Here is a 22,881-nt window from a genome sequence, read left to right as displayed (position 1 = left end):
CCAGCGGCCAAGCGTACCGTGGTGAACGCTGCATGGGTGGACAGCTGGTCTACACGCCCGACGGCGACCTCCTAGACAGGCATCTCCACGTCCTGCGCCGCGTCCCTGGTGGGTTCGACTGGGGATCGGAGACCGATGAGGCCCGTATCGATCAGCTCGCAATTGCACTACTGGCCGATTCGTCGACGAAGAACATCGCGCTCGAGCACTATACGAGTAAACTACAGGTTGTTTCAAAATATATTCTACGCTGCTCGATCCATCGATTCCTTTCGATTCCGACAACAAATCACCCCGTTTATGCCACGCCACACCAATGTAATAATACATACATATTTGTGTTTTGATAGAAAATTTTTTACGAAATGCGGACATAGTTTTGGCTGGAGTCAAGGTGATTAGCCATGCCCCTTCCGACAGGTTCAACCAGTTCGTGGCTACAGAACTCCGGATTCCCGAGCCGACTGTTCGAAACCGGTCGCAACGACTACGAACTGTACGAGGAGGACGACGAGTTCGTCCTGAGCGTCGAGATGCCGGGCTTCGATCCCGAGGAGATCACCGTTTCCTGGGACGAGGGTGTCCTCAACATCGCCGCCGAACACGAGGATGAGACGCGGAGCCAGCGCAAGACCTACCACCGTCGCTTCCGCTTCCCAAAGAACGTCGAGGACGACGATATCGAGGCCCAGTACAATAACGGGATCCTCGAAGTCCGGCTGCCGGTACTGACGGGTGCCACCACCCGCGGCAAGCAGATCGAGGTCCAGGCCTGACATCGCCTCGGACAGGAGTACTGACCGACAGCCGCTTTCTTCCGTGAGTAATCGAGGTGAGAGCCATGCGACTTACGGTCAAACAACTCAAGAACCGCGATCCAGGGAGCGGTATGGCCGTCATCGACCGCGATGCGCTTCAGGAGATCGGCGTCAGCAGTGGCGACTTCGTCGCGATCGAGGGCCGCAACGGCGGACGAACGGTCGCCCGCGTCTGGCCTAGTAACACGAGCGACGCGGGTCGCGGTATCATCCGAATCGACGGCCAGCTCCGACAGGCAGCGAACGTCAGCATCGACGACCGCGTCGAGGTCGAGAAAACGGAGGTCGAGCCGGCGGACCGAGTTACCGTCTCCCTACCACAGAATCTTCAGATCAGAGGAGATCTCGGCTCGCACCTCCGCGAACATCTCGTCGACCAGGCGGTGAGGGCAGGACAGACGGTCGCGTTCCCGATCGGGTTTGGTATGTTCTCCGGTCGGTCTGGTCGACGCATTCCCCTACGGGTGGTCGATACGCAGCCCAGCGGGACGGTCGTCGTGCAGAACACGACCGAGATCGAGATCGCCGACCAGAGCGCCCAGGAGGTCTCCGTCGAATCGGGAGAACCGGAAAATACGACCGCTCCAGCCCTCACGTACGAGGACATCGGCGGCCTCGACGACGAACTCGAGCAGGTTCGGGAGATGATCGAGTTGCCGATGCGCCACCCCGAGCTGTTCGGGACGCTCGGCATCGAACCGCCGAAGGGCGTTCTCCTCCACGGTCCTCCCGGGACGGGGAAGACCCTGATCGCCAAGGCCGTCGCCAACGAAATCGACGCTCACTTCCAGACGATCTCTGGCCCGGAGATCATGAGCAAGTACTACGGCGAGAGCGAAGAGCAGCTTCGCGACGTGTTCGAGGAGGCCGAGGAGAACGCGCCCGCGATCGTCTTCATTGACGAACTCGACTCCATCGCGCCCAAGCGCGAAGACGTCAGTGGCGATGTCGAACGCCGGGTCGTCGCCCAGTTGCTCTCGCTGATGGACGGCCTCGAAGAGCGCGGCCAGCTCACGGTTATCGGCACGACCAACCGCGTCGATGCCGTGGATCCGGCGCTCCGCCGTCCCGGTCGGTTCGATCGTGAAATCGAGATCGGCGTCCCCGACCATGACGGGCGCGAAAAGATCCTTCAGATCCACACGCGCGGGATGCCTCTCGGCGACGGCGTCGATCTCGACCGGTACGCTGAGAATACTCAAGGTTTCGTCGGCGCAGATCTCGAGAACCTCGTGAAAGAGAGCGCGATGCACGCGCTTCGCCGGATTCGGCCCGATCTGGATCTCGACGAAGAAGAGATCCCCGCCGACATCCTCGACTCGATAGAGGTGACCGAGAACGACTTCAAAGAGGCGCTGAGGGGCATCGAACCCTCCGCGCTGCGAGAGGTATTCGTCGAGGTCCCCGATGTCACCTGGGACCACGTCGGTGGTCTCGATGATGCGAAGGAACGCCTCCAGGAGACCGTCCAGTGGCCCCTCGAACACGCCGACGCCTACGAGCAAGTCGCACTCGAACCGGCGAAGGGCGTCTTGCTCTACGGGCCGCCCGGCACCGGGAAGACGCTGCTTGCGAAGGCCGTTGCTAACGAGGCGAACTCGAACTTCATCTCGATCAAGGGGCCTGAGCTGTTCAACAAGTACGTCGGCGAGTCCGAGAGGGGCGTTCGTGAAGTGTTCTCGAAGGCCCGCGAGAACGCCCCCACGGTGGTGTTCTTCGACGAGATCGACGCGATCGCCTCGGAACGTGGCCAGGGCGTTGGCGACTCGAACGTCGGCGAACGCGTGGTCTCACAGCTGCTGACCGAACTCGACGGTCTCGAAGAACTCGAGGACATCGTAGTGATCGCCACGACGAACCGCCCAGACCTCATCGACGATGCCTTGCTCCGACCGGGACGGCTCGACCGTCACGTCGCAGTCGACGAGCCCGACGAAGCGGCACGGCGTGAGATCTTCGAGATCCACACCGAGGACAAGCCGCTGGCCGAAGATGTCGACGTCGACGAACTCGTCGAGCGGACTGACGGCTACGTCGGTGCCGATATCGAGGCGGTCTGCCGCGAGGCTGCGACGGTCGCCGTCCGCGAATACGTCCGTGCGACTGCGAGTGCCGAATCGGCCAACGTCGACGAAATCGAGCTGTCAATAGAGCACTTCGAGCAGGCGCTCGAAGAGGTCGACTCAAACGCTGGATCCGAAACGCAGGCGTTCGAAAAGCCAGCTGAAGCCGTGTAGCACTGGTGACTCTCCCTTACGTAGTTGAATCGTCGGCTTGATCCGATCGAGGTTCACCGGCTTCTTCGAGTTGTTCGGTCACACGTTGGTCAATCTGTTCATCTATATCCACGACCTCGGCCTCGACCTGTCGTTCGGCCTCGCTTGAAATCGTCTCTTCAAGGATCCACTCGTAGATTGACATTTTCCCCTAAATTCTCAATAAGTAACCAATGACGAGACCTCCTTCGAACGCTGCCACCCGGGGATCGACGCGGAAGACGAGAAAAGCAAAGCCGGCAATAAAGAGGATGCCGTACACGAGTTCGATGTGAAATTGCGTCTGTCTTCCTCGGAAGCGACCACTGAGCGAACTCAGCGACATCGTTGTTTCTTATCTTCGAGTCTCGTATCGAAAAGCCTGACTTGGGAGTTCGTCTGAGTAGAGGCACGGCTTCCGCTCCGATAACATCCTGGTGTGACCTGCTCAGGTGAGACGGTGGAATCGCTCGGCTGCCTCGAACGTAACGAAGGCGATAACACCGGCAACAGTCGGGGTAGCGATCCACGTCGTCACGATCCGTTTCGTCGCCGAGGGATTGAACAGATCGAGCTGGTCAGCGGCCCAGTCCGACCGTTCAGCAGTTGAAAGCCCGTCAGGTCGGACGATTGCGTGAAGAGGCACCCGACGGCTCTCCCGCCCCACCCGAGTCCGATGACGCACGCGGTGAGCACGACGGCGAGACTCGCGGGGATTCCGGCTCAGCTCAGACCGGTGAGGATCGAGGCCGCGATCGTCTCAGCGATCAGGGGACGCTTCCAGCGATAGGTCCGTGATATCTTCACCGACGGTCTCCATCGTCCGGGGACCGATAGCGAAGGCACCGACCCCGATCGCCACGCCGCCGATAGCCACCCCAGATGTCATCTCGAGCTGCCTGGAACCAACGAGGGGCGCGACGGCGCTGGCGACGTTGGAGGCCCCTGTCGAGAACCCCATGTAACAGCCGATCCCGATCACGACGAGCTCCGCGAAGCGGCCGGTGTCGTCGGATTCGAAACTGAGCAGATTCACGATCGCGTCGTAGAAGTACCGCCCAACAAACGCACAGATCCAGAAGGCGAGGGTCGTCGAGAGTACCCACCACATACCGACGACACCGACGGTGCGCCAGTCGAGGACACCGAGCGCCGCGCCCATCGCGACGACAGCGGCAACCGCCGTCTGGCTGGTGCTGGTCGACACGTTGAGGACGTTTCCGATCAGGATGCCGAGCCCGATGAACAGGAGGACGCCGATCGACGCGCCCAGCGTGAAATACTCCGCTGGGATGAAATCCGCCCCCAGGGCGTCGACGACATTCGTGCCGATGGTGAATCCACCGAGCAGCACGAACACGGCCATCAACCCGGATGCCTGTCGCATCGACAGAGCGTCGCTTCCAGTCGCGGGGCCGAATGCCACGCCGGTCGATGAGCCCCCGATATTCACGCCGACGAAGATGGCCGCTGCTACGCCGACGACGAACACCACCGACAGCGCCATACAATCGGATACCGGACATAATTCCGCAAAAGAATATTGATTTCCTGAACCGACGAGTAAGGGCTAAGTGAACGCCGACACTATGTCCTGATAGGCATGACCCTCCAGCCTTGGCTGTACACGCTCGTCGTAGTCGTCGGAGGGTTCCACGTGCTGGCTGTCCTCTATGCGTATTGGTCCAAGCAGAGCTCCGACGGTGGCGTGGAACCTGCGGACAGCACTAAAAAATCAGTACAGACAAAAGAAGTCGATTGCCCGGAGTGTGGGACAACCAACGAACGGGAATACAGGTACTGTGCGAACTGCGTGTCAGAACTCCCTGGCGGAGGCAATATCGGCAGAATGCCAACCGCGCCTGTCGGTCGACAGATTCTCTGATTACTCCAGCCGATCTCCGGCAAACGAAAGAGTCAGTTCTTCTGCCTCGTAGATATTGATGAGTTCATTGGTGATTTCGTCATAGGATTCGTCGTCGACTCGTAGATTGTCGAGTCGGTTGACTGTCTCCTCATTAAGATCAATCTCCGGCATATTCGGAGTCTGGGGTCTGTTGTTCGTAAAACTCACGAAGCGGATTGACTGAAGAAGTGCTGGGGAGCACAGCCCAGTCACTCAACCGAAGCTACCTACGTGATACAAGCGTATCACATCGTATGAGCACTGACAGCGACGGCGGTGGCGACGGCGAGATGGAGAAGATCAACGTCCGGGTACCGCAGTCGCTGCTGGCACAGGTCGACGAAGTATGGGAAGAGCGTGGCTACGCGACCAAGTCCGAATTCATCCGCGATGCCCTCCGGGATGCGGTCAATCCCCCCACGCAGCTGTCCGAGGAAGCGCTCAAGCACCTGGCAGAGAGCCGCGAACAGCGAGAGCAGGGTGAGACGGTGTCCCAAGACGACGTGAAGGACCGCCTGCGCATCGATGACTAAAGTCGAGTGGACATCAAAAGCACTCGATTTGCTAGACGGACTCGACATCGAAGCCCAAGAGCGACTGGTCAAGAAACTCGACGAGGCGAAAGACTGGACCTCTCACCGCCTCGAAAAGCTCACCGGCTACCCGTACTACAAGCTCCGCGCCGGCGACTACCGAGCGACGACAGGATCGAATGCCGTGTCGACCACGTCCTCCACGAGCAGAAGGTTTCCGTCGAGTCCGATGAGAGCGCTATTCCAGAGGGAGAGTCGCTGATCAGTTAGTGAAGAACTGTTCCCACAGGATGTCTGCAAGTGTGATTCCCGCATAGCCACCGACAACCATCACTAGGAAGGGAACGATGGCCTCGGACGCGGTGTTGGTATCTGCACTGAAAACGCGGCTATCTCCGATTGCTGGTGAGAACGGACCACCATCATACATCTCCTTTGACCACTGCCGGTCTCCACTCCCAGCATCGAACGCCACGAGTTCATAGCGGTCGTAGCTCGCGAGGACGACATCCTCCGTCCGAACTAACGGACCCGGAATATTTGGCCCAGGAATTTCCCACTGTGTCTCACCCGTCTCACGGTCCAGCGCGTAGATTCCCTGAGCGGCAGCGCCATCTGCGGTGATATACACGGAATCGGCATCGATGGCTGGCGGGGCAGGGATACTTGCACGCTGATGATCGTCACTAAACGTCCGCATCCACGGCGTGTCACCAGTGGACGCCGCAAGCGCAGTTACATCGCCCTGATCGCTCGTGGCGACAAGGAGGTCGTCAGCGACAGTCGGTGGATTGGGTCTGCCAGCTGTATTGTGTGTCCAAGTCGTCGTCCAGCTATCGGTGTCGAGTGCGACGAGCCCGTCGGTCGATGGCTCGGTATAGTCGCCAAGTACGGGCGTAACGGCGATCGGATCCGCGAGGGCTGGTGGCCCAGTTGGACGCCGATTGAGTTCGTGGGTCGTATCGGAGGACCCGTCATCGAGTTGTACGGTGGTTAGGGGTCGACCGTGGTGAGGACCTCGAGTTCGATGCGCCGGAGCACAGTGTAACATAGAACGAAACTTGTGTATAAAGAAGCTTCGAGTAATGTTACAGACCGAGAGGGACAAGAGCTTGCCCCACCGCCTTAACCAACAAAACTATGGATAGAGAGTCCGTGTTGGTTAACACAGAGAGAGTCGATGTCCTCCGAACCACCGTCCCCACCGGCGAACCTCCCAACGGAGATCGTCAACACGCTCAACGAAGCCACATCGGAGCATCTTCGGGACGCTGCCAGCTACGCCGAGGCGTTGGCCGAATACAAGGAGCGTGAAGCTCGTCTCGAGGAGGAAGCGGACGATGCCGACGTCGAGGAACGCCCCGATGACCTCCCAGACGACGTGCCGGCGAAGGCGGCGATCACGATCAAGGAGATCAACGACAATCGCTACTACTACTGGCAGTGGCGGGAAGGTGATTCGGTGACGTCGAAGTACAGAGAGCCGGTGAATCCCGACGAGTAGACGAGATGGAACTGTAGCCTGATATTCGTTTCAACGTGATTCGGAGCGCAGCAGATGACACCCCCCAGCGTGTGAATGGCTACCAACCGCCACTCTCTGACGAGACTTCACACCGAGAGAAGACAGAGCAACACGCGGATAGATTACGCCTCGTTTACCCCCACACCCCTCAGTGTGAATGGTCCACCACCCAGGGTACCGTGATTAAGAAGCCCTTAACAGCAGAAGTCCTCATGCCGTAGGGAAGCTGTCGACTCAGTGGCGAACCTTCGGCACAAGGCCTTGCCTTTCAAAATGTACTTGCTCAAAGGACTGTTTAGACTGAGGTATAATAAAGATAACTACAGGTGCGGTGCAGTAGCGGGTCGGGTCAGCCACCGTGGCAGAACGTGTAAGCCGCTCTCCGTGCCGCACTAGGTTCTTCAACTCTCGCTCTATCACTACAACCGTCGTATTCTATGGGGGACCATTCACACCGAGGGGTGAGGGTGTCACCATCCCATCAACGTCTGGAGTTCCGGCGTCGAGTTGATCAGTCCAGTTCGTGTGCTCTCAACGTCTCCTTGGAGCGAATACGATCTGAACTTCCCCTGATCTCCGCGTTCCTTCTTTTTCGATTCGAGAACTCCTGTCGTTACGTGCTTGTTCAGAAGCTCAAGCGCACGATTGTACCCCTTGGGCTCTACTTCGACGTCCCGTGCTACTGTTTGGTAAACCTCGTGAATCTCTGACGTCCGGAACCATTCTTTCTCCGGGTTATTCCGGTCAAGACGCGTGAGAGCAAACAGGAGTGATTTCCCTGACAGCGGAGTCCCTTTCACCATCTCGATAAAGAGTTCAACTTCGACGAGTTCGTCAGCTTCGAAAACATGATTCGCGGTCACGATCTCGTCGCCTTCTTCGTCGGCGATCTCGCCCGCATTCCGGAACAGTCGGACTGCCCGTCGAGCGTCACCGTGTTCTTCAGCTGCGAGTTCAGCTGTGGTTAGAATCACCTCGTCATTTCAACGCCGCCACGTTCTGGGTATTCTGTGAGTAGCCTTCCAGCGGCTTGGAGACATGATTTCGCTCGACGAGCCGCTCACTGCTATGTTGCCCGCCTGCAGTTCGTTGACTGCTCGTTCAAGCCGTCCGAGCACTGCGTCTGGTGACCGCGTGGCATCGAGCCGGTCGAGACAGTCCCGCTGGACGTCCTCGATGAACGGCGGGGTCGAACGCTGCCGGGCGAGTGGGATGACGCGGTCGATGTAGGCGATGTCGACGGGGAGAACTGGTTCTTTGTCCCGTCGAAAGCCCGGTCGTCGCACAACCATCTCGGTCGCAACGGCGCCGGCGTCGTCGACTTGATGCATTCAACGTCTCCTTGCGCAGTTCTTGATTGAGCATGGACACTCAAGCCGCCGAACTATCCTTTTCGAGCTATCTTATTTAGATTTCAATCAGATGTGTTATATGTAAGTGTAGTTTGAGTGAATGGTAGCAACACTAGAGCAGCCCCGTTTTCGAGCTCCAAGGCCTTACAACAAATTTGGTGTAAACCTATCGTATAATATCAAAAATGTTTTCACCTATCGTGCTCTCCCTCAGCACCACCACCACTATGATGTACTCGCCCGTCGCCGGATGGGAAGCTGATAGCACGTCGGTTCCCCACGAGAGCAACACATTGGTCAATTTGACGATCCGTCAAGAGGATCGCCAGTCGGCATCAAACTCTTCGGAGACCCCTCTGATGTGAATATGACAGAACCAATGTCAATCCCAGTTCAGCGCCATGACGGAACGCCGAAGAAATCCTCAATAGCCACTCACAGACCCGTTTCATCGCAATCGTACGACCTTCTGGTTCCCCTTCCAGACGCCAAAACGGCCGATTACAACCGCCTGGATATCCATCGGCTCCTACGGACTCCGCTCGCGATTGCTAACGATCGAAACGGTTCAGTGACGATCGCCAGCATCGTAACTGCTCCGAGTGAGATCAGCCTAGACACGGTGGGCAATGAGAGTTTCTCGGAGGAAATGACCCGGGTTATCGATCTCGCACGGGACCATGTGGCGAACGTCCGGGATGCCGTGGCGGATTACGGGGAAGACGTGCCGGTGTCAGGACTAGTTATCGTGGCACACACCCCCGATGACGTGTTCGCAGAGTGTACAACAGGCGAGCGCTACGATGCCGTCTTTCTCGCTCAGGATAATGAGAATGGCCAGCAACTATGGGATGAATCCCTACTCAATATGGTCTTGGAGACGGCAGATTGTGCCGTCTATCTCGAAACACTGGGGACAAAGGCGGACCCCCTCCTACCGGATCCCGAGGACGCAACGGACCGAGACGATGTATCGGCTCTAGATACCTCCTCTAATATCCTACTCGCCGTCGGTCCGGGCCCTCATACGATTCTCGGAGCGGAGACTGCGCGAGCTCTGGGAAGCACCTACGGGACAAGTATTCGTGGAGTTCACCTCTACGAGAGTACGGACGCGGAGCGCTTTCAGCAAGGGCGCAAGGCGCTCGACCTCACGGAATATGTTCTCTCAGATTTCCCCGACGTGGAGTGCGAATCACGGGCATCTGAGGATGTCGTCGCTGAGCTACTACAGGAGATCGAGAAGTACGACGTTGCGATTCTCGGCGCGCCGACAAAGCAGCCGCTTCTGCAACGGTTGTTTGGTCAGTCGGTCCCTGATGAGTTAGAACCGCAACCAACAACGTCCATACTCACGGTTCGCCAACCGTCTCATGCGCTCAGCTCGGTTTACTACCGGTGGAAACGGGCTATCGAACGCACGTCTGTTGGTGAGGATTCGCCAGTTCTTGAGGATGACTTTTGAGCATGCCTGAACTGTCCGAGACAGCGGAACGATCTCAGTCGAACACTCCGCTGGCAATGATAATGGATGACTCGGATATCGACTACCAGCGATTCCAGGAACTGGTAGCCTCCACTGATTCACTCGCGATTCTTTGCCACGATAATCCCGACCCAGACACGCTCGCCAGTGCCCTCGCACTGGAAGCGATTGCCAAGGAGTGGGAGGTCCCGACCGTGGATATCGTATACGGTGGGACAGTTACGCATCAACAGAATCGAGCGATGATCAATGTTCTCGATATAGAGCTAACACCGATTGATCAGGTTTCACTCTCTGACTATGGTCTAGTCGCGTTCGTTGATCACGGTATTCCGGGACAAAACAATTCTGCTGTTGAAGAGATGACGCCGGATATCATCATTGACCATCACCCAACTGATGGCCTCCAGGGCCAGTTCGTAGATCTTCGACCTGCTGTTGGGGCAACGGCCACGCTTCTAACCCGGTACTTGGAGATATTTAGTATTGAACTTGAAGAACGCCTCGCTACCGCACTCTTGTTCGCACTCCACCGTGAAACGCTGGATTTCAACCGTGAGACGACATCTACGGAACATGCAGCTGCGTGTGTGCTCCACCCGCATGCAGATCACAATATCATCGAAGAGTTGACCAACTCGGTGTTCACACCTGAGACGATTAGCGGAATCGGCGATGCGATTGCCAATCGAGAGGTCCGGGGCTCCTGCCTCGTGTCCTCTCTCGGATGGATTCGTGAACGCGACGCTGTTCCACAGGCTGCTGATTACCTTCTCCAGTTGGAGGGTGTGAGTACGACCATTGTGTACGGCATCGTAGATGACAACGTCCACCTCAGTGGTAGAACGAGCAATTCCCAGCTTCATATTGGCAACGTGATGGAAGAAACGTTCGATCAGGTCGGGAGTGCCGGTGGCCACCACGATATGGCCGGTGGACAGGTTCCCCTCGGCTTCATCGGGTCGGTTGACGACGGTGATGACGTAGCAATCGACCTGATCAACCAGTCGATGATGGCCCGCCTCTTCGGCGCGCTAGAAGGGTGGACAGAAACATGACCAATGAACTCGAGTTGCAGAAGAACGGGGTTCAGTGTACGAGACTGACGCGATTGACGCACAGCTGCTCACCGATCTCCTGCTCAATGCACGACAGCGCTCAACTCCGGACACGGCAGCGAAAGTCGATGTGACACCAGGAACGATCCGAATCGACAAACTGGAGTCGAGCGGGGTGATAAAGATACGAGCGCATACCCCCGTCTTTAGGCGGGGGTCAAGCGGACCATAGCCTACACACCCACCGACGATGCCACGAATGGATTTCCAACCGTTCTATCGGTAATATTAAGACGCCAACGGACCATAGTGTGCAGCACGGATGAAGACCACACGGCACGCGACCTACAACCTCAACTACCACATCGTGTGGTTGCCGAAGTACCGCCAGTCGGTACTCGTCAACGAGGTCGCCAGTCGTGTCCGGTCCATCCTCCACGAAATAGCCGCCGACAAAGGCGTCGAAATACTCGACCTCACCGTACAGCACGACCACGTTCACCTGTTCGTCAGTAGCCCACCCAAGAACGAACCGGCACTACTCGCCAATTGGTTCAAGGGCATCTCCTCACGCAAGTACAACCACCGATACGCCGACCACGACGGCGAGAAAATCGGATGGGCGCGAGGATACTACGCAGGGACCGCCGGGCACGTTTCGAGCGAGACAGTCGAGAACTACATCCAGCAACACAAGGAGGGCGATTCGTGACCGAACTCACGAAGACGCTCGAACTTAAACTGGTAGAGCCGAACGCCCACAAGCGGAGGAAACTTCGTGAGACGCGAGAGGCGTACCAGCAAGCCCTCCAAGACGCTTTCGACGCCGGATGTACCACGCAGACCGAAGCGAACGACGTGGTGGTCAACTACGACCTGAGCGGGTACGCGAAGAACGCGCTCAAGAAGTACGTCCCGCAACTCACGACGACGTACAACGCGGGCGAACTTCACGACGACCACCCCGTCCGCTTCACGAACGGAGGGCTACGACTCGACCACAAGCCCGAGAACGCCATCGAGTGGTACGTCAAAATCCCGCACCACGAGGACTACCACCTCTGGATGCCAGCACAGCCGAACCCTGAACAGCGGGACTGGTTGGAAGCGTTGAACGCGGGAGACGCCACGATGGGCGAAAGTCGGCTGTTCGAGCGGGACGGAACGTGGTATCTCCACGTCACCGCCACCCGCGACGTAGAGGAACGCTCCGATGTGTCCGCCGAAGAACGGACGCCCATCGGAGTGGACATCGGGGAAGCGTCACTCGCCACGGTGTGTCACCGCGACGGCCACGGTTCTCCGACCGCGCCCGAACTGTGGGCCGACGAGGGCAAGACCGTTCGTCGGCTCCGCAAGACCTACTTCACCGCCACACGACGACTCCAGACGCGCGGAAGCGAGCGTATCGTGGAGTCCTTCGGGGACGACATATGGGACCAGATAGACGACGTATTCCACCGCGTCACCCGCGAGGTCGTGGAGTACGCCGAGTCCGTCGAGAACCCGGTTCTCGTTTTAGAAGACCTGACGTACATACGGGAGTCGATGGACTACGGTGAGTACATGAATCGGCGTCTCCACGGATGGGGATTCGCCAAACTCCACGCGCAGATACGCTACAAGGCCGTCGAGAAGGGCATCCCCGTCGAGACGGTGAACCCGTGCAACACGTCGAAAGAGTGCCACGCTTGCGGTGAAGTGGGGTATCGCCCGCGACAGGCGACGTTCAAGTGTACGAACGACGCTTGCTGGATGGGCGAGTCCCAAGCGGACGTGAACGGCGCGATAAACATCGCAGACCGCTACCTCAGCGGAGAGAGCCATTCAAGAGAACACACGGATGGCGATGACTCGGCTGGGGATGGGGGGCGTTTGACCGCCCCGCAAGACACCCTAGCCGATGCTACCACGCAGGAGACGCTTGGGACGTATGCGTCTTGAAACCATAGGGCCACGCCCGGCCTGAAATCCCGTGGTGGGATTCCCGCGTCTTCAGGCGCGGGAGGAGGTCAATACGGGCGGCTCGGATTTCTCTCGGTACTTTTCGTTTGCACAATATTGCCGGATGGATACGAGAGTATCTCCCAGAAGGTCGGACAACTTTCCGCAGTAACTCGTACTCGGATCAACCACAGTGGCAGCCACAGCTTCCATGTCGTCGCTATCGCGAACTGCCAAAGCCAACCTGCGGCCATTCAAAACGATCTGGCCGGGTTCGATATCAAGATCGAAGCAGTTTCGTTGATTGACTCTGAGGAGAGACTCCAATTCTTGGGGTTTGGAAGTACAGAAGAGGCCACTCACGACAAGCCGTGATCACCGAAGGAATAGTCGTCTTGCCCAATCGGGCTCGAGATACCGCTTCCGGGGTCCCGTCTCGGAGTTCAGAGGCGACGCAGTAGCGGCCAAGTGGATAGTCACGATGCGAGTCCTGCCACCCTCGCTGGCAATCCCCGCTTCCTGCCTGGTTTTCGTGATGTTGCTACGGGTAGTCTTTACACACTATGTGAGTGTTGATTCACTCCCGGAATAGTCGATTGCGAGCGAAGCAAGCCGCGAACGCAGAGAAGAACCCAATGCGAACGGTGGGCCGTGACGAAGACACCAGTCCAGCCGTCCACATCGTTCGGTGGGGCATCTACAGTCTTGGCGGACTCAAACCCAGTCATCGTTTCGTGACTGAAAGTCAAATGGCACCTTCGGCAGACAGGAACTGGTCACGCTCAAGTATCAGATAGCCCCCAACGCAGAGCAACAAGAGGGCAATGAGCAGTCCCACGGGTTGCTGAAGGAAACTCCCGACAATACCGATGACCGCCAGTACGATGGCACCTTTCCATGCCCATGACCGGGTTCTCCAGAGACCGATCCCGACCACGAGGTAGGCAATCGAGACTCCGCTGACCAGACCAAGCGGGAGCAAAAGTTCGGACGACACTGGTCCGGTGGTCACAACTCGAACGGTCTGTGCTCCATTCAACAGCCCCATCAGCAACCAGATGCCGGAGACAACGCTGATCCCGAGGGGTGGATGCGAGCGATCCATAGTTGGGTATCGAATCCACCCCTCATAACGATTGATGTGTGGTTCTGTTGCTCACGGCAGAAGAACCAATACAGATCCGAGTCACCCTGAGGGGTGAGCGGGTCTCGGTGGGGTCAACCGGGTGAACGTGCCACAACTCACCGGGTGGTTTCTAGGCTATCAGTGACTTCTTGTGCAACGGACATCCACCGGTCTTCCCGTTCTAGATCCGCGATTACGAACCGACCGCGATCAAGGGGCGCTCATACCAGAACGGGCAGCATCCGCGTCGTGGTCGGTTCCTCGGGCGATGTACGTCGCTTGGAAATGCTCCTTGTTTGTTGTTGCTCTCGCGGTCTGAATCTGTTCGACACGAGCCGGCTCACGCGTTGATAGCGTCGGCCGCGTTGCGTGAGTCTGTCACGGCGGCCCTCAGGACTCCGGTGGCACCTCCCCCTGCCACTTGTGCATTAGAAGCGAGCACTGCGCTTCTTGCGCGATCTTGTCTGTCTTCCGGCCGAACAGCGTCTTCCGAAGCCACCACCCGCGTGAGGTCCCGATAACCATCACGTCGTAGTCCTCGGACAGTTGGCCGAGTGCGTCGACAGCACTGCTTGCGCTCTTGAGCTCAGTCTCAGCTTGAACCCCGTACTCGGCGAGCCGTTCGGCCGACTGATCGAGGAGGCCGCGTCCCTCCTCGTCCGTTCCCTCGTCGCCCGTGACGTACGTGAAGGTTATCGAGGCGCCAGTTCGTTGGCTCATGATCGCAAGCATTTGGAGGCGGTTTGCGTCGGGTTTGACGACCACTGGCACCAGTATCGAGTCAGTGTCTATCGGATCCCGGTCGGCACTGAAGACGATGACGTCACAGCCCGCCTTCCGAAGGAGCTTGTCGACGAGACTCGACACCGAGTCCTTGTCTGTCCACCCGATGAGGATGGCATCCGCTTCGTACTCCTCGGCTTCCTCCAGGATCCCGTCTAGGGCTGAGGAGGCCGTCCGGATCGTCCCTGTACTCTCGATCCCTTCTTCGCGAAGGGTGTGTTGGCTTTCGGCGACGCTATCGGACCCCGTGCGCCAGTTCTCTTGGCTTCCGACGAAACTCCGATCTGTCGTCACATGCGTGAACCGAACGGCACCGCGCCTCGGGTCTACGAGGATGCTCGACAGCTCGGTGAGCATGTTCGGATCCGACTTGTCGCCGACTGGAACGAGCACGCGCTCGTAACCGGTTTCGTTTCGTGCTGACATTAGTGGTCACCGTTCGCTATTTCGGACGCGTTCATATCGCTGTTCTGGTCAGTCTCGTTCTGCTCGTTGAGTGCGTCTCGGACCATGAGGTTGAGTTCGAGTACGTTCACACGCTCGTGACCCCAGATACCGAGCCACGGCTCCTTCGTCGCCTCGTCGATCATCTCGTTCAGGCGCTGCTCGGAGATGCCAGTCTGATTGGCAACTCGCAGCACCTGATACTCCGCCGCCGCCGGGGAAATGTGGGCGTCGTACGAGGAGCCCGACTCGGAGACGAGATTGACCGGGACGGAGTCGTCCGGAGTCTCGTACTGCGAGATGTTCTGGAGGTCCGCACGGACCCGCTCACTCAAGAGCGGATTCGTCGGGCCCCAGTTGGTGCTGGCAGACGTCATCGCGTTGTAATCGTTCGCCGAGGGACGCGACCAGAAGTACTGGACGTCCTCAGGCTGGCCGGGACGGAACTGCTGGCCGATCATCTGCGAGCCGACCGGCTGCTCTTGGCCGTCAACGTAGACGGGACTACCAGCGGAACTGTTCGGGAACACTGCATCACCGATGGCCATCAGCGACCCCTGGTAGAGCAGCCCGAAAACGAGCAGGCTCACACCGAGGAGCCGCAGTGGCACTGCGAGATCTTGGCGGTTCATTATTGGAACACCCCTAAGGCAACGAACAGCATGTCGATCGCCTTGATGAAGATGAACGGGGCGATGAGGCCACCGCCACCGTATACGATGAGGTTCTTCCGCAGCAGCTGTGCACCGCTCTGGGCTTTGTAATCAACACCACGGAGTGCGAGGGGAATAAGCAGCGGAATGATGAACGCGTTGTACATCAGCGTCGCCGTCACCGCGCTCGCTGGCGTGGACAGGTTCAAAATGTCCATCGCCCCCAGTCCGGGGATCGCGGCCGCGAGGATCGCCGGAAGCAACACGAAGTACTTCGCGACGTCGTTTGCGACCGAGAACGTCGTCAGCGACCCGCGAGTCATCAGTAGCTGCTTCCCGATACCGACGACCTCGATGATCTTCGAGGGGTTGGAGTCGAGGTCGACCATGTTACCGGCTTCCTTCGCAGCGTTCGTCCCTGCGTTCATTGCGAGGCCGACGTCGGCCTTCGCCAGTGCCGGGGCGTCGTTCGTCCCGTCGCCGGTCATACCGACGAGCTTCCCGTCGTCCTGGATGTCTTCCACGAGTTCGATTTTCTCCTCAGGGTCGAATTCCGCGTGGAATTCGTCGATGCCGACCTGATCGGCAACCCAGCGTGCCGTCCGTTGGTTGTCACCGGTCGCCATGATCGTCTCGACACCCATCTTCTGTATCTCCGCGATCCGATCGGCGATCCCCGGCTTCAGCTCGTCTTGCAGTTCGATGATGCCGACGACCTGCCCGTCGACGGCGATTGCCAGCGGCGTCCCGCCGCTCTCACTGATCGCGTTCGACTTCTGCCGGAGTTTCCCCGGCACGGTAGTCGCGTACTCTTCAACTGCGTCAACGGCACCCTTTCTGATCTCCGTCCCATCCGAAAGGTCGATTCCACTCATCCGCGTCTCCGCAGAGAACGGGACGAAGTTGCTTTCGGACAGCCCCTCGGCATCGAGGGTGACAGACACGTCACGAGGTGCGTCGACGGAATCGCCGGGTTCGTCGAGCTCCTCGGAAGCAGACTGTCCGCCGTCGGTCTGTACCTTCCCGTTCATCTTCTCAGCGAGCTTGACGATCGAACGACCCTCGGTCGTCTCGTCGTACAGTGACGACTGATAGCTCGCCCGGACGACGTCTGCGTCGTCCGCGTCACCGAGCGGGTGAAAGTCCTGTGCGACGCGCTCACCGGTCGTGATCGTCCCCGTCTTGTCGAGGATCAGCGCGTCGAGATCACCGGCTGCCTCGACTGCCCGTCCGGACTTCGCGATGACGTTGCGCCGCGTGACGCGAGTCATCCCGGCGACGCGAATGGCTGCCAGCAGCGCACCGATGGTGGTCGGCATGAGCGCGACGAGCAGCGCAACCAGTTCGGCGACGTCCAGGCCAGCGAATCCACCGACGAAGCTGGCGAGGTATTCGCCGAAGAAGAACATCGTTGCGACGGCGACGACGAACACGAGGGTCAGTCCACTCAAGAGGATCGTCATCGCGATCTCGTTCGGCGTCTTCTGCCGCTGAGCGTCCTCGACGAGGCCGATCATCTGGTCGAGGAACGATTCGCCCTCCTCGGAGGTCACTTCGACCTTGATCCGGTCGGAGAGCACTTCGGTCCCACCGACCACGGACGTCCGGTCACCGCCGGACTGGCGGATGACCGGTTCGGATTCGCCGGTGATCGCGGATTCGTCGACCGAGGCACTGCCTTCGACGACGGTCCCGTCGCGTGGGATGATGTCACCCTCGTCGACGAAGACGACCGCATCCTGCTCGATCTCAGTGCTCGCGACCACCTCGTAGTCGTCTTCGCTGATGTCTTCGATGTCGACGTCGTCGTTCTGGAGTAGTTTGCCCTCGGCTTCCGTCTGCAATGCACGGAGACTATCTGCCTGCGCTTCACCCTCCAGTTCCGCGTACGCCTCGGCGTAGTTCGCGAATATTACGGTGAAGCCAAGCAACACCGTGATGACCGCGTAGTACACGCGCGAGCCGGTCGCGCCGAACAGTCCCGGAGCGATCGTCATCACCAAGCCGATTATCGTCCCGAGTTCGACGACGAACAACACCGGGTTCTTAACCAGGTACTGCGGGTCCAGCTTGGCGAACGAATCGCTGATCGCCTGCTTCTGTTGGTCCGTGTCTATTGTGACTGTGATCTCTGCCATGTCAGATCCCTCCGCTCAGTAGTTCACCGATCGGGCCGAACACCAGCGCCGGCAGGAACACCAGCGCGCTAACGATGATGATGACACCGATCAGGAGTCCAACAAACGCCGGCGTGTCAGTGTCGAGAGACCCCTTTGATTCGGGGCTCACCTTCTTGTTGGCGAGATAGCCGGCGATCGCGAGCTGTGCTGTGATCGGAACGTACCGGGCCAGGAGCACCTGGACGCCGTTGACGAGGTTGAAAAACAGCGTCCCGTCGCCGAGCCCCTCGAACCCGCTCCCGTTGTTCGCGGATGCCGAGAAGAACTCGTAGAGCACCTCGGAGAACCCGCGGAACCCGGGGTTGTTCATCGAATCGATCGCGCCCTGGTACACGACGGCCGCTGCCTGCGGGATCAGTACCAGTATCGGGAGTACGAGGATAACGACGAAGACGTACCGCATCTCCTGCCACTCGAGCTTCTTCCCGAGGTACTGCGGGCGGCGGCCGATCATCAGCGCGCCGATGAAGGCAGTGAGGATGACGAACATCAGGATGTTCAACAGCCCCGTGCCAACACCGTTACTGATGTTGTTGGTGGCGAACGCGAACAGCAAGGAGAACGCACCGAGTGCGGTCCAGCTGTTGTGCATGCTGTTGACACCCCCATTCGTCGTACCCGTGGTCGACAGCCCCCAGATCGCACTGGCCGTCGGTCCGAAGCGTGTCTCCTTGCCCTCCATGTTCCCAACGGTCTGGTCGACGTGCAGGCCATTTCCAGTAACCACCATGCCGGCGTTCGTGCCGGTCTCACCGACGACCGCGACACCAGTGAGAGCCATGTAGATGACGAAGAACGCGGCCACGATTGCGACTCCGTGGCTTCGATTGCCGACCCACGCGCCCCACGCGTAGATTGCGCTGAACGTGCCGATCGGCATCGCCAGCGTCAGGACGAGGTTACTCAGGGGGGTAGGGTTCTCGAACGCTGTCGCCGCGTTCGCAGCGTTGATCCCACCGCCGTTCGTTCCGAACATCTTGATCGCCTCGATCCCCGCATGGGGGCCGATGCGGATGTTCTGGATGCCCATCGTGAACGTGTTTGCAGTGAGTTGGCCTCCCAGAATCGTCTGGACGGATCCCTCAGCCATCAGGATGATCGCGATGAGCAGCGAGATCGGGAGGAGGAACCGAACGAGCCCCCGAACGACGTTCTCGTAGAAGTTCCCGAGCCGCGGGTCCTCTTTGTTCGTGAACGCACGGGCGAACGCAGGCATGAGTGCCAGCCCGGTCGCGGGCGTCAAGAACATCGCGATTCCGATACCGAACGTGTGGGTGAACACCGAGAGGGTCTCACCGCTGTAGTGTTGCTGGTTCGTGTTCGAGGTGAACGAACTCGCGGTGTGGAATGCGAGGTCCCAGCTCTCACCGCCAACTCCGACGAAGTTCATCGGGAGGGCATCCTGGAACATCAACACAACGAACAACAACACCCAGATACACACGTTAAACACGAGTACCGCCTTTAGGTACCCTTTCCAGGTCATCTCCCGTCTCGGATTAATTCCGGACAGGCGATATAAGCCGTTCTCGATGGGTGTGAATATCTCGTCTAATCGTTCGAACCAGGACAAGTAACCCGGTGGTCGATGGTCGCTGTTCGCCTGTTCGCGGTACACCCACGCGAGGTACTCGCCGGCCACGAAAACGAGGACGGCAAGGATGGTGAAGAACACCGCGTACTCGACGATTGGTGGTGGACTCGCCATTGTTAGAACCTCGTTGGGTACATCATGACGTACGTCAGGTACGCCACGACCGCTACAGTCACTACTGCCAGTACCGCTTCGCCGATTAGCATGTGCAACTGGCCCGGATGATTTCTCCTTATTTATATTTGTCGGAGTATGGACGGAGTTTTACAACAAATTCAGTGTAAAGCCACGGTGGTGTACATCCCTTAATCCGAGCCCAACGCAACACTTCGCTTAAAAATAGCGTTCAGTGAGCCTCGATGTTTTCTTTCGCTCCCGATGAAGATGCTCGCTGCCACAGTTCTGGATCTACCAGTGTTTTATATTTCCCCTCCGCAAAGTCGATATCACTATGACGACAGTAATCGTTGGTGCCGGCAGAATAGGTTCGAGTGTAATCGAACTAGCGGCCGATGCCAACATCGGCGTCACTGTAATCGAACAGGAGCACGAGCGAGCTCACGAGTTTAAAGCGGACGAGAACTGCCACGTCATCCACGATGACGCCACCGAACGCGAAACGCTGCACGAGGCTGAGGTGGGCAACGCTGATGCAATCATCGCAACTACTGATCAAGACACCACGAACCTGATGGTGCTGATGTTAGCCCGTGAGTTGGGCTGTGAAACACTCGTCAGTGTTGTCCACGCGGAGGAAAAAATTCCACTGTTTCGACAGCTAGGAGCCACTATCATCGAGAACCCACAACGATTGATCGCGGAATATCTGTTTCGAGGCACCCATGATCCGGGCATTCAGGGCTTCATGCACGTTGGCGATAGAGACGGTGGAGCTGAAGTCTTTGAGATCTCAGTTGCAGATGGGGCGCCAATCATCGGAAAGACGCTTGAACAGGCAGACGTCGCGGGGTTCCTTCCGCCCAGCATGGTTGTCGTTGCAGTCGAACGTGACGGTGAAATCATCATCCCCCGAGGTAACACACAGATAGAGACGGACGACCTCGTTACCGTGTTCTCCAAGGAGGGGATCATTAACGAGGTGGTTGAACCGTTCAAACCTGAAGCAAAACGGACCGGTGATTCTGATACGGAGTAGCATCCAGAGTGTTTTACAGCAATTCTGTTGTAAATCGAGTTGGGTCGTCGAATCCCTCACTCCTCCGAGGCGAAACTCGCGGGGACAACAGAAGTTTCGTCGCCACCGAGGGCGTCTGCATCCTCGGGAAGGAGAGCGACAATCAGATAAGGCGCATAATCAGCGAAGTAATCAACCAGCGCAGCGATCCGGTCGGCGTCGATTGCCTCCAGCGAATCCAACAACATCATCGGAATGACCTCGTAGACATCATGCACGAGATATCCCGCTAACGCTACTACTAGTCCCACTACTTCCCGTTCACTCTCACTGAGGCTCTGCACGGTATCCTCGTATCCACGCCCTTCATCAGTCTCGCGAACGACATGTAACTCGAATTTGGTCGCAGATCCACCTCGATACCCTCCGTGGCTCGAATTGAATTCTGCACCCTCTTTCCGTTCGATCCAGACACGGGCGATGTTCTTGTAGCGAAGCACATCCAAAATCTCCTCCATATGGTCATTGAATGCAGTGATTGCGCTCTCCTCGAGGTCCCGAATTTGGGTTCGTTGACTCACTAATTCTGCTTGAATCTCATCCTGCTGTGCCTGGAGTTGGTCTCGTTCGTTTTCAAGCCGGTCCAATTCCGCGAGCTCCTCTCGAACAGCAGATAACTCCTCCTCGAGTTGCCCCCGCTGGTATTCGAGTTCACTAAGCTGCTGGTACTGCTCGGTGAGTTCGCTCTCCTGCAGAGCTTCTCGCTCCGAGACAAACTCTTCGAGTTCAGAGAGTCGTTGGTGGACGTCTTCGCGCTCTTCGCTCAGTGATTCCAGAGTCTGGTCTCGTTGTGCAATCTCCGATGAAATCTCGCTAAGACGCTGTCCGATTTCGTCTCGTCGGTGGATTACCTCCTGCAACTCCTGCTGTGATTCACGCAGTTCCTCAATCTCTGTTTGCACCTCGGACCGCTCGGTCCGTTTCTCGTCAACGAGATCGCGGAGGTCGTCCAGCCGACCAGCAATTCGGTTTCGTTCGACTTCCGTTCCACATGTCCAACATTCGACGGTCTCCGACATTGGGTTGAGTTTCGAGACCGGTGACTCCGCTGCGTCTCCGGAACGAAGAAGGTCTGAATCAGCGTTTGAAACCAGATCTTCGTTGAAATCGACGATGGCAGAGAGGTCATTAATTGTCGTTGCAAGCGAGCGCTCGCGAGAAGTGAGTTCAGACAGCCTCGTTTCGATCCGTTTCAGTTCCTCCTCTGAGGTTTCAATAGCCTCTCGTTCCGTTTGGAGCTCGCTCTGCTCATCCCGCAAAGCTTCGCGTGTGTCTTCTTGGGTTCGGATTCGATTTGTGATCGATTCAAGCTCTTGCTTTCGCTCTTCCAACGACGTGAGTGCCTGTTCGATTTCCTCTGCTTCTTCCGGGTCGGCATCAAACTGTTCCAGTTGGTTCCGTAACTCCTCGATCTCTTGGTCACACTCGTCTAGGTCACTCACCAACGTTGTTTTTCGGCTCGTGAGCGACGTGCGTTGGTCGAGATCGTCTTCAATTGCTCTGATCCGCTGTCCGATTCGGTTTCGCTCGCTCTGGAGGTCCTCGATACGGCGCTGGATTGAACCAGTGTCGACAGGCCGCATAATCACGTCTCGCAAGTTTCCGTCCTGAACGATTGCCCGACGGGCAGGGTTCTCCGCGGTCAAACAAACGAACAGATCGACCAGATCACGACGCTCTGTGACAGGCTGACCGGCGGCTTGCACTGTCCCGTTCTTGCGTGTATACTGCTGGTCGTACGTGGTCCCATTGAACTCGAGCCGGACCTCTGCCTCTTGTTCGTCCCCCTTGAGTACGGGGGCGGTCCCTCCAAGCACACCAGCGAGACCGTTGAGGAGTGACGTTCTGCCTGTGGCGTTTCGCCCCCGTAAGACATTAACTCCGGGTTTGAACGTCACGTCGCACTGCGAGATACCGCCGATGTTTTCGGCGTATACAGAAACACGCCCGTCCGTGTCATGTTGGCTCATACGTTCCCCTACTCGACAGCGGTAAATAAGCGACACGGCATTCGTCTCCATACTGCTGG

At 58.0% G+C, this 22,881-nt stretch carries 23 protein-coding genes and 1 pseudogene; 11 read left to right on the top strand and 13 right to left on the bottom strand.

What is annotated here, in order from left to right:
• Positions 1 to 32 precede the first annotated feature (32 nt).
• From JRZ79_RS24585 to JRZ79_RS24575, 3 genes are all read left to right on the top strand, one after another.
• Positions 33 to 347, top strand: a complete 315-nt coding sequence (locus tag JRZ79_RS24585) for a DUF6166 domain-containing protein (RefSeq protein WP_231546390.1) — start codon at positions 33 to 35, stop codon at positions 345 to 347.
• Positions 348 to 404: 57 nt separating this feature from the next.
• Positions 405 to 776: an Hsp20/alpha crystallin family protein gene (locus JRZ79_RS24580; RefSeq protein WP_010904078.1), complete on the top strand. Its 372-nt coding sequence runs from the start codon at positions 405 to 407 to the stop codon at positions 774 to 776.
• Positions 777 to 841: 65 nt separating this feature from the next.
• The gene (locus JRZ79_RS24575; RefSeq protein WP_010904077.1) at positions 842 to 3,055 is read left to right on the top strand and encodes a CDC48 family AAA ATPase; all 2,214 of its coding nucleotides are present in this window, start codon (positions 842 to 844) and stop codon (positions 3,053 to 3,055) included.
• Between the two features lie 16 nt (positions 3,056 to 3,071).
• Here the strand turns inward: JRZ79_RS24575 and JRZ79_RS24570 are convergent, their stop codons facing one another.
• The 3 genes from JRZ79_RS24570 to JRZ79_RS24560 form a co-directional block, all read right to left on the bottom strand.
• A complete protein-coding gene (locus JRZ79_RS24570) occupies positions 3,072 to 3,239 on the bottom strand; it encodes a hypothetical protein (protein ID WP_010904076.1) in 168 nt (55 codons plus the stop codon).
• Positions 3,240 to 3,833: 594 nt separating this feature from the next.
• Positions 3,834 to 4,580: an inorganic phosphate transporter gene (locus JRZ79_RS24565; RefSeq protein ID WP_010904074.1), complete on the bottom strand. Its 747-nt coding sequence runs from the start codon at positions 4,578 to 4,580 to the stop codon at positions 3,834 to 3,836.
• Positions 4,581 to 4,958: 378 nt separating this feature from the next.
• On the bottom strand, positions 4,959 to 5,111 hold the full coding sequence (locus JRZ79_RS24560; RefSeq protein WP_010904072.1) for a hypothetical protein: 153 nt from the start codon (positions 5,109 to 5,111) through the stop codon (positions 4,959 to 4,961).
• A gap of 122 nt (positions 5,112 to 5,233) precedes the next feature.
• On the opposite strand from JRZ79_RS24560, the gene JRZ79_RS24555 reads away from it, so the two are divergent.
• Both JRZ79_RS24555 and JRZ79_RS24550 read left to right on the top strand, forming a co-directional pair.
• A complete protein-coding gene (locus tag JRZ79_RS24555; RefSeq protein ID WP_010904071.1) occupies positions 5,234 to 5,512 on the top strand; it encodes a ribbon-helix-helix domain-containing protein in 279 nt (92 codons plus the stop codon).
• Positions 5,505 to 5,774 carry a hypothetical protein gene (locus JRZ79_RS24550; protein ID WP_010904070.1) on the top strand — a complete coding sequence of 90 codons (270 nt, stop codon included), beginning with the start codon at positions 5,505 to 5,507 and terminating at the stop codon, positions 5,772 to 5,774. The genes JRZ79_RS24555 and JRZ79_RS24550 overlap by 8 nt, the downstream gene beginning before the upstream one ends.
• On the opposite strand, the gene JRZ79_RS24545 is transcribed toward JRZ79_RS24550, so the two are convergent.
• Positions 5,775 to 6,563, bottom strand: a complete 789-nt coding sequence (locus tag JRZ79_RS24545) for a PQQ-binding-like beta-propeller repeat protein (RefSeq protein ID WP_010904069.1) — start codon at positions 6,561 to 6,563, stop codon at positions 5,775 to 5,777. It abuts the gene before it with no gap.
• A gap of 129 nt (positions 6,564 to 6,692) precedes the next feature.
• Here JRZ79_RS24545 and JRZ79_RS24540 point away from each other — a divergent pair, with 129 nt between their 5' ends.
• Positions 6,693 to 7,016 (top strand): hypothetical protein, encoded by a 324-nt coding sequence (locus tag JRZ79_RS24540; RefSeq protein WP_010904068.1) that lies wholly within the window; start codon positions 6,693 to 6,695, stop codon positions 7,014 to 7,016.
• 491 nt (positions 7,017 to 7,507) lie between these two features.
• On the opposite strand, the gene JRZ79_RS24535 is transcribed toward JRZ79_RS24540, so the two are convergent.
• Positions 7,508 to 8,011 carry a hypothetical protein gene (locus JRZ79_RS24535; protein ID WP_012289619.1) on the bottom strand — a complete coding sequence of 168 codons (504 nt, stop codon included), beginning with the start codon at positions 8,009 to 8,011 and terminating at the stop codon, positions 7,508 to 7,510.
• Between the two features lie 7 nt (positions 8,012 to 8,018).
• Positions 8,019 to 8,242: pseudogene (locus tag JRZ79_RS24530) on the bottom strand (DNA polymerase I); the annotation flags it as partial.
• Between the two features lie 718 nt (positions 8,243 to 8,960).
• Between JRZ79_RS24530 and JRZ79_RS24525 the strand changes: the two are divergent.
• The 4 genes from JRZ79_RS24525 (at position 8,961) to JRZ79_RS24510 (ending at position 12,877) form a co-directional block, all read left to right on the top strand.
• Positions 8,961 to 9,854, top strand: coding sequence for a universal stress protein (locus JRZ79_RS24525; RefSeq protein WP_227970950.1), 894 nt, complete (start codon positions 8,961 to 8,963; stop codon positions 9,852 to 9,854).
• Between the two features lie 62 nt (positions 9,855 to 9,916).
• Positions 9,917 to 10,933, top strand: a complete 1,017-nt coding sequence (locus JRZ79_RS24520) for a bifunctional oligoribonuclease/PAP phosphatase NrnA (RefSeq protein ID WP_227970949.1) — start codon at positions 9,917 to 9,919, stop codon at positions 10,931 to 10,933.
• Between the two features lie 322 nt (positions 10,934 to 11,255).
• On the top strand, positions 11,256 to 11,645 hold the full coding sequence (tnpA, locus tag JRZ79_RS24515) for an IS200/IS605-like element ISH35 family transposase (protein ID WP_010904062.1): 390 nt from the start codon (positions 11,256 to 11,258) through the stop codon (positions 11,643 to 11,645).
• Complete coding sequence (locus JRZ79_RS24510; protein ID WP_012289618.1) at positions 11,642 to 12,877, top strand: RNA-guided endonuclease TnpB family protein; 1,236 nt, start codon at positions 11,642 to 11,644, stop codon at positions 12,875 to 12,877. Before tnpA ends, JRZ79_RS24510 begins: the two co-directional genes overlap by 4 nt.
• 745 nt (positions 12,878 to 13,622) lie before the next feature.
• Here the strand turns inward: JRZ79_RS24510 and JRZ79_RS24505 are convergent.
• The 6 genes from JRZ79_RS24505 to kdpF form a co-directional block, all read right to left on the bottom strand.
• Entirely contained in the window at positions 13,623 to 13,982 is a 360-nt protein-coding gene (locus tag JRZ79_RS24505; protein ID WP_010904060.1) for a hypothetical protein, read from the bottom strand.
• A gap of 411 nt (positions 13,983 to 14,393) precedes the next feature.
• Positions 14,394 to 15,212 (bottom strand): universal stress protein, encoded by an 819-nt coding sequence (locus tag JRZ79_RS24500; protein ID WP_010904059.1) that lies wholly within the window; start codon positions 15,210 to 15,212, stop codon positions 14,394 to 14,396.
• Positions 15,212 to 15,862, bottom strand: coding sequence for a potassium-transporting ATPase subunit KdpC (gene kdpC, locus JRZ79_RS24495; protein WP_010904058.1), 651 nt, complete (start codon positions 15,860 to 15,862; stop codon positions 15,212 to 15,214). The genes JRZ79_RS24500 and kdpC overlap by 1 nt, the downstream gene beginning before the upstream one ends.
• Entirely contained in the window at positions 15,862 to 18,021 is a 2,160-nt protein-coding gene (gene kdpB, locus JRZ79_RS24490) for a potassium-transporting ATPase subunit KdpB (protein ID WP_010904057.1), read from the bottom strand. The genes kdpC and kdpB overlap by 1 nt, the downstream gene beginning before the upstream one ends.
• 1 nt (position 18,022) lies before the next feature.
• Positions 18,023 to 19,771, bottom strand: a complete 1,749-nt coding sequence (kdpA, locus tag JRZ79_RS24485; protein WP_010904056.1) for a potassium-transporting ATPase subunit KdpA — start codon at positions 19,769 to 19,771, stop codon at positions 18,023 to 18,025.
• Between the two features lie 2 nt (positions 19,772 to 19,773).
• The gene (gene kdpF, locus JRZ79_RS24480; RefSeq protein ID WP_012289616.1) at positions 19,774 to 19,863 is read right to left on the bottom strand and encodes a potassium-transporting ATPase subunit KdpF; all 90 of its coding nucleotides are present in this window, start codon (positions 19,861 to 19,863) and stop codon (positions 19,774 to 19,776) included.
• Between the two features lie 245 nt (positions 19,864 to 20,108).
• On the opposite strand from kdpF, the gene JRZ79_RS24475 reads away from it, so the two are divergent.
• On the top strand, positions 20,109 to 20,813 hold the full coding sequence (locus JRZ79_RS24475; protein ID WP_205252874.1) for a TrkA family potassium uptake protein: 705 nt from the start codon (positions 20,109 to 20,111) through the stop codon (positions 20,811 to 20,813).
• A gap of 56 nt (positions 20,814 to 20,869) precedes the next feature.
• Here JRZ79_RS24475 and sph2 read toward each other — a convergent pair whose 3' ends face one another.
• Positions 20,870 to 22,822, bottom strand: coding sequence for an SMC-like protein Sph2 (gene sph2 / locus JRZ79_RS24470; protein ID WP_227970948.1), 1,953 nt, complete (start codon positions 22,820 to 22,822; stop codon positions 20,870 to 20,872).
• Between the last annotated feature and the right edge of the window lie 59 nt (positions 22,823 to 22,881).

It is taken from the genome of Halobacterium sp. BOL4-2 (genome assembly GCF_016917835.2).
Classification (GTDB): Archaea; Halobacteriota; Halobacteria; order Halobacteriales; family Halobacteriaceae; genus Halobacterium; species Halobacterium salinarum.
The sequence above is the reverse complement of the archived record's forward strand: the minus strand, read 5'-3'. Positions and strand labels throughout refer to the sequence as shown.

Bases quoted from the DNA above. Each gene is read 5' to 3' on its own strand.
- JRZ79_RS24580 (WP_010904078.1), top strand. From the start codon at position 405: ATGCCCCTTCCGACAGGTTCAACCAGTTCGTGGCTACAGAACTCCGGA.
- kdpF (WP_012289616.1), bottom strand. From the start codon at position 19,863: ATGCTAATCGGCGAAGCGGTACTGGCAGTAGTGACTGTAGCGGTCGTG.
- JRZ79_RS24565 (WP_010904074.1), bottom strand. From the start codon at position 4,580: ATGGCGCTGTCGGTGGTGTTCGTCGTCGGCGTAGCAGCGGCCATCTTC.
- kdpC (WP_010904058.1), bottom strand. From the start codon at position 15,862: ATGAACCGCCAAGATCTCGCAGTGCCACTGCGGCTCCTCGGTGTGAGC.
- JRZ79_RS24575 (WP_010904077.1), top strand. From the start codon at position 842: ATGCGACTTACGGTCAAACAACTCAAGAACCGCGATCCAGGGAGCGGT.
- tnpA (WP_010904062.1), top strand. From the start codon at position 11,256: ATGAAGACCACACGGCACGCGACCTACAACCTCAACTACCACATCGTG.
- JRZ79_RS24550 (WP_010904070.1), top strand. From the start codon at position 5,505: ATGACTAAAGTCGAGTGGACATCAAAAGCACTCGATTTGCTAGACGGA.
- JRZ79_RS24585 (WP_231546390.1), top strand. From the start codon at position 33: ATGGGTGGACAGCTGGTCTACACGCCCGACGGCGACCTCCTAGACAGG.
- sph2 (WP_227970948.1), bottom strand. From the start codon at position 22,822: ATGAGCCAACATGACACGGACGGGCGTGTTTCTGTATACGCCGAAAAC.
- JRZ79_RS24475 (WP_205252874.1), top strand. From the start codon at position 20,109: ATGACGACAGTAATCGTTGGTGCCGGCAGAATAGGTTCGAGTGTAATC.
- JRZ79_RS24540 (WP_010904068.1), top strand. From the start codon at position 6,693: ATGTCCTCCGAACCACCGTCCCCACCGGCGAACCTCCCAACGGAGATC.
- JRZ79_RS24560 (WP_010904072.1), bottom strand. From the start codon at position 5,111: ATGCCGGAGATTGATCTTAATGAGGAGACAGTCAACCGACTCGACAAT.
- JRZ79_RS24520 (WP_227970949.1), top strand. From the start codon at position 9,917: ATGGATGACTCGGATATCGACTACCAGCGATTCCAGGAACTGGTAGCC.
- kdpB (WP_010904057.1), bottom strand. From the start codon at position 18,021: ATGGCAGAGATCACAGTCACAATAGACACGGACCAACAGAAGCAGGCG.
- JRZ79_RS24570 (WP_010904076.1), bottom strand. From the start codon at position 3,239: ATGTCAATCTACGAGTGGATCCTTGAAGAGACGATTTCAAGCGAGGCC.
- JRZ79_RS24505 (WP_010904060.1), bottom strand. From the start codon at position 13,982: ATGGATCGCTCGCATCCACCCCTCGGGATCAGCGTTGTCTCCGGCATC.
- kdpA (WP_010904056.1), bottom strand. From the start codon at position 19,771: ATGGCGAGTCCACCACCAATCGTCGAGTACGCGGTGTTCTTCACCATC.
- JRZ79_RS24545 (WP_010904069.1), bottom strand. From the start codon at position 6,563: ATGTTACACTGTGCTCCGGCGCATCGAACTCGAGGTCCTCACCACGGT.
- JRZ79_RS24500 (WP_010904059.1), bottom strand. From the start codon at position 15,212: ATGTCAGCACGAAACGAAACCGGTTACGAGCGCGTGCTCGTTCCAGTC.
- JRZ79_RS24555 (WP_010904071.1), top strand. From the start codon at position 5,234: ATGAGCACTGACAGCGACGGCGGTGGCGACGGCGAGATGGAGAAGATC.